9 protein-coding genes are annotated in these 10422 nt (G+C 61.7%); 4 read left to right on the top strand and 5 right to left on the bottom strand.

Annotated elements, in window-relative coordinates; genetic code table 11:
* Positions 1-256 precede the first annotated feature (256 nt).
* The 3 genes from CE491_RS02150 to CE491_RS02140 form a co-directional block, all read right to left on the bottom strand.
* Entirely contained in the window at positions 257-1546 is a 1290-nt protein-coding gene (locus CE491_RS02150) for a serine/threonine transporter (RefSeq protein WP_110946727.1), read from the bottom strand.
* Between the two features lie 254 nt (positions 1547-1800).
* Positions 1801-3129 carry an ATP-binding protein gene (locus CE491_RS02145; protein ID WP_110946726.1) on the bottom strand — a complete coding sequence of 443 codons (1329 nt, stop codon included), beginning with the start codon at positions 3127-3129 and terminating at the stop codon, positions 1801-1803.
* On the bottom strand, positions 3126-3806 hold the full coding sequence (locus CE491_RS02140; protein WP_110946725.1) for a response regulator: 681 nt from the start codon (positions 3804-3806) through the stop codon (positions 3126-3128). The genes CE491_RS02145 and CE491_RS02140 overlap by 4 nt, the downstream gene beginning before the upstream one ends.
* 208 nt (positions 3807-4014) lie before the next feature.
* On the opposite strand from CE491_RS02140, the gene dsbD reads away from it, so the two are divergent.
* The 4 genes from dsbD to CE491_RS02120 all read left to right on the top strand — a co-directional run bounded on the left by dsbD (position 4015) and on the right by CE491_RS02120 (position 8174).
* Entirely contained in the window at positions 4015-5748 is a 1734-nt protein-coding gene (gene dsbD / locus CE491_RS02135) for a protein-disulfide reductase DsbD (RefSeq protein ID WP_110946724.1), read from the top strand.
* A complete protein-coding gene (locus tag CE491_RS02130) occupies positions 5748-6614 on the top strand; it encodes a TlpA disulfide reductase family protein (RefSeq protein WP_110946723.1) in 867 nt (288 codons plus the stop codon). Before dsbD ends, CE491_RS02130 begins: the two co-directional genes overlap by 1 nt.
* A complete protein-coding gene (dsbG, locus tag CE491_RS02125) occupies positions 6611-7378 on the top strand; it encodes a thiol:disulfide interchange protein DsbG (protein ID WP_407681315.1) in 768 nt (255 codons plus the stop codon). The genes CE491_RS02130 and dsbG overlap by 4 nt, the downstream gene beginning before the upstream one ends.
* A gap of 229 nt (positions 7379-7607) precedes the next feature.
* The gene (locus CE491_RS02120; protein WP_110946722.1) at positions 7608-8174 is read left to right on the top strand and encodes a TetR/AcrR family transcriptional regulator; all 567 of its coding nucleotides are present in this window, start codon (positions 7608-7610) and stop codon (positions 8172-8174) included.
* A gap of 45 nt (positions 8175-8219) precedes the next feature.
* Here the strand turns inward: CE491_RS02120 and fabF are convergent, their stop codons facing one another.
* The gene (gene fabF, locus CE491_RS02115; RefSeq protein ID WP_110946721.1) at positions 8220-9494 is read right to left on the bottom strand and encodes a beta-ketoacyl-ACP synthase II; all 1275 of its coding nucleotides are present in this window, start codon (positions 9492-9494) and stop codon (positions 8220-8222) included.
* Between the two features lie 42 nt (positions 9495-9536).
* Positions 9537-10343, bottom strand: coding sequence for an SDR family NAD(P)-dependent oxidoreductase (locus tag CE491_RS02110; protein WP_110946720.1), 807 nt, complete (start codon positions 10341-10343; stop codon positions 9537-9539).
* Between the last annotated feature and the right edge of the window lie 79 nt (positions 10344-10422).

The raw sequence follows: 10422 nt of genomic DNA, 5'->3' as shown, positions 1-10422 counted from the left end.
TGCGCGTGGATGGTGGTGTGGTCGATACCATCGCCTGATGCCAGGTGATGGGCAACACCCCGGGGACCATGAACACACTTGAGTGACCCCGATCTTCCATGGGGGGTCGGGGAGCACGCACCAGAAACGACACCGGTTCCGTCGCAGCAAGGCTTGCCAGCAATGGCGTATTTGGAATCGCTACCACCGGCGAGCCGGACTGATACAGGACTGCAGCCGGCGATCACCTTTTGCGAACATGATCGCCGCCGGGCGGTTACGGCATCAATGAATAAACCAGGGCCGAAATCGAAACCAGACCGACCACCACCACGAACACGTTGGAGAGCTTGCCCGCGTACTGACGCATCGCCGGGACTTTGTGCACGGCGTACATCGGCATCAGGAACAACAGCGCCGCGATGACCGGCCCACCCATCGTCTCGATCATGCCCAGGATGCTTGGGTTGAGGGTTGCGACCAGCCAGCAGACCACCAGCATGAAGCCTGCGGTCAGACGATCCAGCGCGCGAGGCGATGGGCGACGGCCGCTCTTGATCACCAGCCCCTTGAGGCCCTCGCTGGCGCCGATGTAGTGGCCCAGGAACGATTTGGTGATGGCCACGAAGGCAATCAACGGCGCGGCGAACGCGATGGTCGGGTTGCTGAAATGGTTGGCCAGATAGGACAGGATCGACAGGTTCTGCGCCTTGGCCTCGGCCAGTTGCTCAGGCGACAGCGTCAGCACGCAGCTGAACACGAAGAACAGCACCATGACCACCATCAGACCGTGAGCGCGGGCCAGAATCTGCGAGCTGCGTTGCTCGGCGAGTGCACCGTACTGACGCTTCTGGTCGACGGCGAAGGCAGAAATGATCGGCGAATGGTTGAACGAGAACACCATTACCGGAATCGCCAGCCACAGGGTATGCAGCAGTGCCGAAGGCGCCGGGATGCTGGTGGCCGTGGTCAGGATGCCGCCGGTCCAGTGCGGAATCAGGAAGACCGCCAGAAACAGCAAGGCAACGATGAACGGGTACACCATCAGGCTCATGGCCTTGACGATAATCTGCTCGCCACAACGCACTACCGCCAGCAGACCAAGAATCAGCACGAACGCCAGCACTGCCCGCGGCGGCGGCTGAACATGCAGCTGGTGTTCGAGGAAGCTACCGACCGTATTGGTCAGCGCCACGCTATAGATCAGCAGGATCGGGAACACGGCGAAGAAATACAGCAAGGTAATCAGTGCACCGGCGGTCTTGCCAAAGTGCTGTTCGACCACTTCGGTGATGTCGGCGCCTTCACGACCAGACAGCACGAAGCGGGTCAAACCGCGGTGTGCGTAGAACGTCATGGGAAACGCCAGCAACGCCAGAACCAGCAACGGCCAGAAACCACCAATACCTGCGTTGATCGGCAGGAACAGAGTGCCTGCGCCGATGGCGGTGCCAAACAACCCGAGCATCCAGGTGGTGTCGTAGCGGTGCCATTTAGTCATGCTCGTCGTCACGCTCGCGGGCGCTGCGTCGATGGGTTGCTCGACGCTGTTGGCCTGATCATTCATCCGGTCGATTCTCCGTTGCCGGTGATAGCTACAAGGTCAAAAGCGCGTCAAAAAGCTCGGCAGTCAGCGCCCCTGACCGGTTCTCTATAGGGAAAGGGGCGCGATTGTCCGGGATTAGGAAACAGAATCAAAGGGTTGTCGGAGGGATGGTCGATGTTTCAGAGTTTTCCGACGGGTGAGTGGGACTGGATTACCCGGCCGCAGGGCGTTCTTTTTACTGCGCCTTGCGCGTATGAATCTGTAGCAGCGCGGCTTCAGACCTCAGTCCGGCGCAACGGCATGCTCAACTCCACTCGCAAGCCATCACTGCGACTGTCGAACTTCAGCGAGCAGGCGCAACGCTGGACGATGGCCTGTACGATCGCCAGGCCCAGCCCTGCGCCGGGGCTTTTGCCGTTGCGCCAGAAGCGCTGGGTCAATTTGTCCAGATCCGGCTCCGGGATGCCACGGCCGTAATCCCGTACCCGAAAATGCGCCTGACCGTCGAACGTCTCCAGGCTCAACTCCACTCGCGCGCCGGCCTGCGTGTGGCGCAAGGCGTTGTCCAACAGATTACGCAAGGCCGCCACCGCCAGTGCCGCCGGCATTTCCACAGGCGCTGTGGATAACTGAGAAGACAGCATCAATTCGATACGCTGGTCATCACTATGATTGGCGTCGTGAATCGCCAGCCTTGCGACTTTCTCGGCATCGCATTGCACGCCATCATCGAATGACAGGCTGCCCTCGACCCGCGCCAACAACAGCAGTTGCTCCAGCGTGCGGTGCATGCGATCGGCACCCTCCTCCGCATGGGCCAGCGCCTTGTCGCGCTTGTCGCCTTCAGTCATACGCGCCACTTGCAGATGGGTCTTGATCGCCGTGAGTGGGCTGCGGAGTTCATGGGCTGCGTCCCCGGTGAGCCTGCGTTCGCGTTCAAGGGTCTGGGCGATGCGCTGGAACAACTGATTCTGGCTGATGAGCAACGGCTGCAATTCGCTGGGCAGATCGGGCACATCCAACGGCTCGACCGAATCGGCACTGTGCCGGTTCAGCGCATCGCGCATTCGATTGAGCGGCGCCAGCCCCCGGCCTATGCCGAACCAGACCAGAATCAGACTGCCGAACAACGCCACCAGCACCGGCAGCGAGGCGGCGAGCAATACCGAATGGCCCAGCACGTCTCGCTCGATCTGCCGGTCTGCGGTACTGACGCGCACGTTGCCGTGCATCATGGTGTACACGCGCCAGTGCTCGCCGTTGATCATCTGGTCGACGAAGCCGCTGGAGTCGGCCTTCAACGGCTCTGCCGGCGAACTCTCCGTGCGCGCCAATACTTGCCCACGCAAGGAACTGAGCTGACAGGCCATGCCGTTCGGGATGCTCAGCTCACCGGCGTGCAGGGTCTTGCCGTCGGTGTCGCTGGGCATCTGGATTTGCTCCAGCAGCCCGGCCACCATGCGCGCCGATGCTTCCAGACGCTGATCCAGGGACTCCATCATTTGCGTGCGCAGGTCGCGCAACATCCAGGCGGCCGCGAGTACCCAGATCACGATGAACGCCGAGCCCAGTGTCAGGCTCAGCCGCGTTCTGAGGCTCATCATCGAGGTTGCTCCACATCTCCGGCTGGCCCCAGCCGATAGCCCAGGCCGCGTACGGTTTCGATGATGCCACCACCGAGCTTGCGGCGCAGATGATGAATATGCACGTTGAGGGCATTGCTCTCGACCTCATCGCCGAAGCCGTAAACGCAGTCCTTCAGTTGCTCGCTGGACAGCACTCGGCCGTTGTTGTTGAGCAGGGCCTGAAGCAGCGCCTGTTCGCGCCGCGACAAGTCCACCGCCTGCCCGGCCAGACGGGTTTCACGGCTGCTGGGGTCGTACGTCAGCAGGCCGTGCTCGATGACGTTGACGCTGCGACCCGCCATGCGCCTGACCAACGTATGCAGCCGCGCACTCAGCTCGCGCAGGTCGAAGGGTTTGAGCAGGTAGTCATCGGCGCCGGCCTGCAGCCCATCGACGCGATCGGTGACCGTGTCGCGCGCGGTCAGGATCAGCACCGGGATCTCGACGCCTTGCTGACGCAACTGGCGCAGCAGCTTGAGACCGTCTTCGTCGGGCAGCCCCAGATCCAGAACCAAGACATCGAAATGCGCTGCCGAGAGCATCGCCCGAGCCGCGGACGCAGTGGCGACGCGATCCACGGTCAGACCTTGAGCGTCCAGGCCGGCGACGATGCCGCTGGCGATCAGGTCGTCGTCTTCACAGAGCAATACGTGCATGGGCGGCCTCGAAAAAAAGGCGAGTGGAACAGGTTGGTATTAAGGGCGGATTATGCACGATCCGGCGCTGACGCATTTTGAAGGACTGCGATTCGGGCGGGAGGACTTGGAAAAGCCGGGGTTGCGGTGCGGGGCATCCTCTCGAGTTAATCACCCCTTAATCACCGCCCGTCACCCTCGCCGCATCGATGATTGGCTGGGGTTGGGCATGCGTAGGTTGTGGGTTCTGGTGCTTCTTTTGTTACCGTTGTTGGCGAACGCGCTTCCGGGCGGGGACTTGTTCAAGAAGCCTGATTTCTTGCCGGTCGGGCAGGCATTCATGTTCAGCTCGCAGCGTCTGGAATCCGGTGAGACCCGTGTGTACTGGCAAATCGCCGATGGTTACTACCTCTATCAGAAACGTCTCAAGTTCGATGGCCTGAGCGCCGGCCAACAACCGCCTCTGCCTGCCGGGGAGCAGCACAACGACGAATACTTTGGCGAACAGCAGGTTTATCGCCAGGGTCTGGAGCTGGTCATCCCTGCTTCTGCCAGCGGGCAGGTCAAGGTGGGTTGGCAAGGTTGCGCCGACGCAGGTCTGTGTTATCCACCACAAACCCAGACCGTCGATCTGGAGGGTGGCAACGCGAAGGTTATCGACGGCCAGGCACCCGATCAGGCGCTGGCCAGCATCCTGCACGAGCGCTCGCTGGGCTGGAGCCTGCTGATTTTCTTCGGGCTGGGGTTGCTGTTGGCATTCACCCCCTGCTCGTTGCCGATGCTGCCGATTCTTGCCGGGGTCGTGGTGGGCAGCGGCGCCCGACCGCGTCGCGGCCTTGTGCTGGCAACTGTCTACGTGCTGAGCATGGCGCTGATCTATGCGGGGTTGGGCGTCGTTGCGGCGCTGCTGGGCAGTCAGCTGCAATCGACTTTGCAGCAACCCTGGCTGCTGGGCAGCTTCGCTGGCCTGTTCGTGATCCTCGCGCTGCCGATGTTCGGTTTCTTCGAACTGCAATTGCCAGGTTTGCTGCGTGATCGTCTGGAAAACGCCGGGCGTCAGCGTCAGGGCGGCAGTGTGCTGGGCGCCGGCGTGCTGGGGGCGCTGTCGGGTTTGATGGTCGGCCCCTGCATGACGGCTCCGCTGGCGGGCGCACTGCTTTACATCGCCCAGAGTAGCAATGCCGTGCACGGCGCTTTGGTGCTGTTCGTCATGGGGCTGGGCATTGGTCTGCCACTGCTGCTATTGGTGACGCTCGGCAACCGTTTCCTGCCCAAACCGGGCGCGTGGATGGATCTGGTCAAAGGCGTTTTTGGCTTTCTGCTGCTGGGCACGGCACTGATCATGGTCCGGCCGCTGCTGTCGGAAAGCCTGTGGCTGGCGCTGTTTGGCGCCCTGCTGCTGATTGTCGCGTACAGCGCTGTGGTGCAAACCCGGACATTGAAACGTGCCGCGCTGATTTGCGGACCTGCTGGCCTGATTCTCGGGTTATGGGGCGCGATGATGCTGGTCGGCGCCGCCGGTGGTGCAGACGACCCCTGGCAGCCGTTGAAGATTTACAGCGGGGCGAGATCGGAGGTGGGCAGCGCGCGCCATGACGCCTTTACCACGCTCAAGGACCCGGCTGCGCTGGATCGCGAGCTGGCTGCGGCGAAAGCCGATGGCCAATGGGTGCTGGTGGATTACTACGCCGATTGGTGTGTGTCCTGCAAGATCATGGAGAAGCGCGTGTTCGGCAAACGTGAGGTGATGCAAGCGGTGAGTGGCGTGCGCCTGCTGCGCCTGGACGTGACTGCTGACAATGCCGCCAGTCGCGAACTGCTCAAGCGTTATGCTGTGCCGGGACCGCCGACGCTATTGTGGCTCGGCCCTGACGGAAACGAACGCCGCGAGCGTCGCATCACGGGCGAAGTCAATGACGAGGAATTCCTCGAACAGTGGCAGGCAACGCGGGAGCACGGCTGATGCTGAGCGTTTCCCTTGGCCCGTTCGCGCTGGCGATCAATCATCTGCTGCTGCTCGCTGCCCTTGCGCTGGGCACAGTGGTGGGCTGGATGAGTGGGCGTCGACAGAAAATCAATCCCGAACGTTCACTGTTCAGCCTGTTTTTGCTGGGCCTGGTGGTCGCCAGGCTGGCTTTCGCGAGTGCCTACTGGAGCCAGTATCAAGCCCAACCGTTGAGCATCATCGACATCCGCGACGGCGGGTTTCTGGTCTGGCCCGGAATCATCGCGGCTCTGATCGGTGCGGTTATACGCGGCTGGCAACGGCCTGCGTTGCGGGCACCGTTGGGGCTGGGGGTGGTGAGCGGTCTGCTGTTCTGGTGGCTGGCCGGCCTGGTTGTGAGCGAACAGTACGAGGACGCGCGACTGCCGGATCTGGCGCTGCTCAACGCCGCAGGTGAGACCGTGGCACTGCGGGGCTACGCAGGCAAGCCTCTGGTGGTCAATCTCTGGGCCACCTGGTGCCCGCCATGTCGCCGCGAAATGCCCGTATTGCAGACTGCGCAACGGGCCAATGCCGATGTGGTGTTCCTGTTCATCAATCAGCCGCAAAGTCCTCGCGAGGTAGCGACTTTCTTCGTTAACCAGGGTCTGCATCTGGATAACGTGTTGTTCGACGACAGGGGCGAACTCGCCCGGCAGGTCGGATCAGCCGCGCTGCCGACCACCCTTTTCTACAACCGCGACGGACTCATGTCCGCAAGCCATATGGGCGAATTGTCCGCCGCCAGCCTGAAGCACTATCTGGATGACATCAGCCTGGATGGCTTCGGCGAATCGGCAATGTCCTCCGATTCCAGGCCCTCTTTTTCAAGGAGCCCTCAATGAAATACATGCGACCTTCCATTCTAGGCGCCATTGCCTTATTCACACTGCAGAGCGCATTACTGCAGGCTGAAGAATTACCAGCGCCCATCAAGGCCCTGGAGGCTAAGGGCGCGACCATCAAAGGCTCCTTCGACGCACCCGGCGGGCTGAAGGGCTACGCCGCCGAATACCAGAAACAGGCAATGGCGCTGTATTTGACGCCTGACGGCAAGCATGTGCTGGCAGGCAATCTGTTCGATGAGAAGGGCGACGACCTCAGCGAAGCGCCGCTGCAAAAGCTGGTCTTCGAGCCCCTGACCAAACAAATGTGGAGTCAGATGGAGAGCAGCACCTGGATCGCCGACGGCGCCAGGACCGCGCCCAAAGTGATCTATCTGTTCAGCGACGCCAACTGCCCCTACTGCAACATGTTCTGGGAACAGGCCCGGCCCTGGGTCAAGTCCGGCAAGGTCCAGCTGCGCCACATCATGGTCGGTGTGATTCGCGAAGACAGCGCCGCCAAGGCCGCGACCCTGCTGGCCGATGCCAACCCGGAACTGGCCTTGCAAAGGCACGAGCAAGCGGGCAAGAGCAGCACTCTCAAGGCCATGTCCAGCATTCCCAAGGACCTCCAGGCCAAGCTCGACGCCAACATGAAGCTGATGGAAGACCTGGGCCTGTCCGCGACGCCATCGATTTTCTACAAGGATGAGAATGGCCATCTGCAGCAACAGCAGGGCGCGCCGCGGCCGGAAGTGTTGGCGAAGATGATGGGGCCCAAGTAAGCCCGATTCTGTGGCAGCGCCGCGCGCTGGCGGGGGCGTCCTCAAATCGCTGCTGCCGACGAGGTGCTACGTGGATCAGCGCTATCCGCGGCGCTGCGATCTCATGTCTGCCCCCTGTGACCTTCTGACCAATGGCCATCCGTCCCAAAAAGTGGATACTGCATCGGCCTGTCATACGTGTAAAAATGTCGATCACCATCTCAAGAGCCATACTCGGGAGGCTCGTTCAATGCGTTACGCCGAAGATCACAAAGCCCAAACCCATCAGCGCATCCTTCACGAAGCCGCTGCGCGCTTTCGTCGCGACGGCATCGGCGCAACCGGTTTGCAGCCGCTGATGAAGGCACTGGGGCTGACCCACGGTGGTTTTTACGCTCATTTCAAGTCCAAGGATGACCTGGTGGAAAAGGCCCTGCGTTGCGCCGTGGACCAGCTGGATGAGGCGCGGGCGGCCAGGTTGGCTGGAGATGTTTCGGCCGAGACATTCATCGATATGTACCTGGCACCTGAACATCGCGACGAGCCGGAAAAAGGCTGCCCGCTGCCGACCATGTCATCGGAACTGGGGCAGCGCGGCCAGCCCAGCGAAATCACCGACGAATTGATCAACCGGATGCTGTCCACCCTTGAAGCCGGCATGTCGGCGGGGCAAGGGGCGAGCGACAAGAGCGTGATGATCATGTCGGGCCTGGTGGGTGCGTTGGTGCTCGCCCGCAGCGCCAAGGACCCGCAGCTGGCCGAGCACATCCTGCAAACTACCCGTGAACAGCTCAAGCAGCAAATCATCAACGCCTGATGCAAAAAGGCCCCCGCCCTCACCGACAGGGGGCCTTGCCAGACCTCAGGCTTGCCAGCGTCGGAACAACACGCTGGCGTTCACGCCGCCAAAGCCGAAACCGTTGGACAAGGCATATTCGATCTTCATTGGACGAGCCTCGCCGTGCACGATATCGATGCCTTGCGCCGCGTCGTCCGGGTTCTCGAAATTGAGCGTCATCGGCGCTATCTGATCACGAATGGCCAGTGCCGTGAAAATCGCTTCGATCCCCCCAGCGGCGCCCAAAAGGTGCCCGGTCGCTGACTTGGTCGAGGTTACCGCGACGCCGTTCTGATCGCCGAATACGGTCTTGATCGCTGCCATCTCCCCCTTGTCGCCCACTGGAGTCGACGTCGCGTGGGCGTTGAGGTGTTGGATATCCGACGGTTTGATACCTGCCTGACGGATCGCCGCCTGCATGGCCCGTCGGGCACCGCTGCCGTCTTCCGGCCCGGCAGTGAGGTGATAGGCGTCGGCGCTGGTGCCATATCCGACCAGTTCGACGATAGGTTTGGCCCCCCGGGCCAAGGCGTGCTCAAGGGTCTCGATGACAACGATGCCAGCACCCTCACCCATGACAAAACCGTCACGAGCACGATCGAACGGGCGAGATGCGCGCTCAGGCGTTTCGTTGAAACCGCTGGACAGGGCCCGCGCCGCAGCGAAGCCGCCCAGCGCTACGCGGTCCACACAGGCCTCGGCACCGCCACAGATGGCAACATCCGCCTCACCGGCCAGAATCATCCGCGCGGCGTCACCAATCGCCTGCACACCCGCCGCACACGCGGTCACCGGTGCGCCGAGCGGGCCTTTGAAGCCATGTTGGATGGACACATGCCCTGCGGCCAGGTTGACCAGGAACGATGGAATGGTGAACGGTGACAGCCGACGCGGGCCGCGTGAATCCGTAGTCCGCACGGCATCGGCGATGGACACGAAGCCACCGATCCCGGAACCGATGATCGTCGCGGTGCGCTCACGCTCTTCGTCTGTAGACGGCGCCCAGCCTGCCTGCGCCACGGCCTGTTGAGCAGCGGCCAGCGCGAACAGGATGAAGCGATCCATCTTCTTCTGCTCTTTGGGCGGCGCCGCGGTGTCGGCATCGAACCCGGCCTCGGGGTCATCCGCAAGCAGCGGCACTGTCCCGCCGACCTTGCCCGGCAGATCCGCCACCGTTTCTTCGGGCAGCCTTACGATACCGGAGCGCCCTTCGAGCAAGCGGCGCCAGACTGCTTCGACACCGACGCCCAATGGCGTAACCAGTCCCATCCCCGTCACAACGATGCGACGTTCGCTCATGCATTCACCTTTTCAACTTTCGAGACGTTTACAGACGCGGACTCAAGCGTCTGACGTTTTGTAACGCGCTGCCGCGTGTTGCAGCGAAAGGTTCGGACCCAATGCCAGACGTGCGTTCAGGAAGGCATCCCAGTCTGCGACATTGGACAGCGACGGAATGGTCACAAGTTCCTTCTGATCGAAACCGGCCAGCGCCGCATCGACCATTTCGCTCACGTCCATCACCATCTCCGGCGGCATGGCATTGAGGTCCATGCCTGCACGATCCCAGATCTCGGTCCGGGTCGCGCCCGGCATTACCGCCTGGACCTGAACCCCTTTTTCGCTGACCTCGGCAGTCAACGACTGGGTCAGGCTCAATACATACGCCTTGCTTGCGGTGTACACCGCATTGAAACGTTCAGGAATCAACGGTACCACCGAAGCAATGTTCACCACCGCGCCACGACCTCGGGCAATGAAGCCCGCCGCCGCCGCTGACGCCAAGTGGGTCAGCGCGACGATGTTCAGCTGAATCAGGCGATCCACTTCACCCAGGTCCGCCTCGGCCAGCGAGCTGTTGGAAGCCACGCCTGCATTGTTCAACAGCAGGGTGATCGAGGCATCGTTGCGCAAGCGCTGCTCCAGGGTGGAAACGTCCGCAGGCTGGGTCAGGTCGGCCGTCAGCACTTCGACCTTGACCGAGGTTTTACTGCGTAAATCCGCGGCGAGCGCTTCCAGCCGCGCCTGATCGCGAGCGACCAGCAGCAAATCGAACCCACGTTTGGCCAAGCGATCCGCATAGGTTGCGCCGATGCCTGAAGAGGCGCCGGTAATCAGGGCTGTGCCTAGAGTGCTGTTGGTGCTCATAGGTATTTCTCCGTGGACAATGAGAGTAGCGAGCGGGATATATTACAACCATAATTTTATAAATTATATGTTGATCGTC

Origin of the sequence: Pseudomonas bohemica, from assembly GCF_002934685.1 — a bacterium.
Taxonomy (GTDB): Bacteria; Pseudomonadota; Gammaproteobacteria; order Pseudomonadales; family Pseudomonadaceae; genus Aquipseudomonas; species Aquipseudomonas bohemica.
Note: the sequence above shows the minus strand (reverse complement) of the source record. Positions and strands in the feature narration are given on the sequence as shown.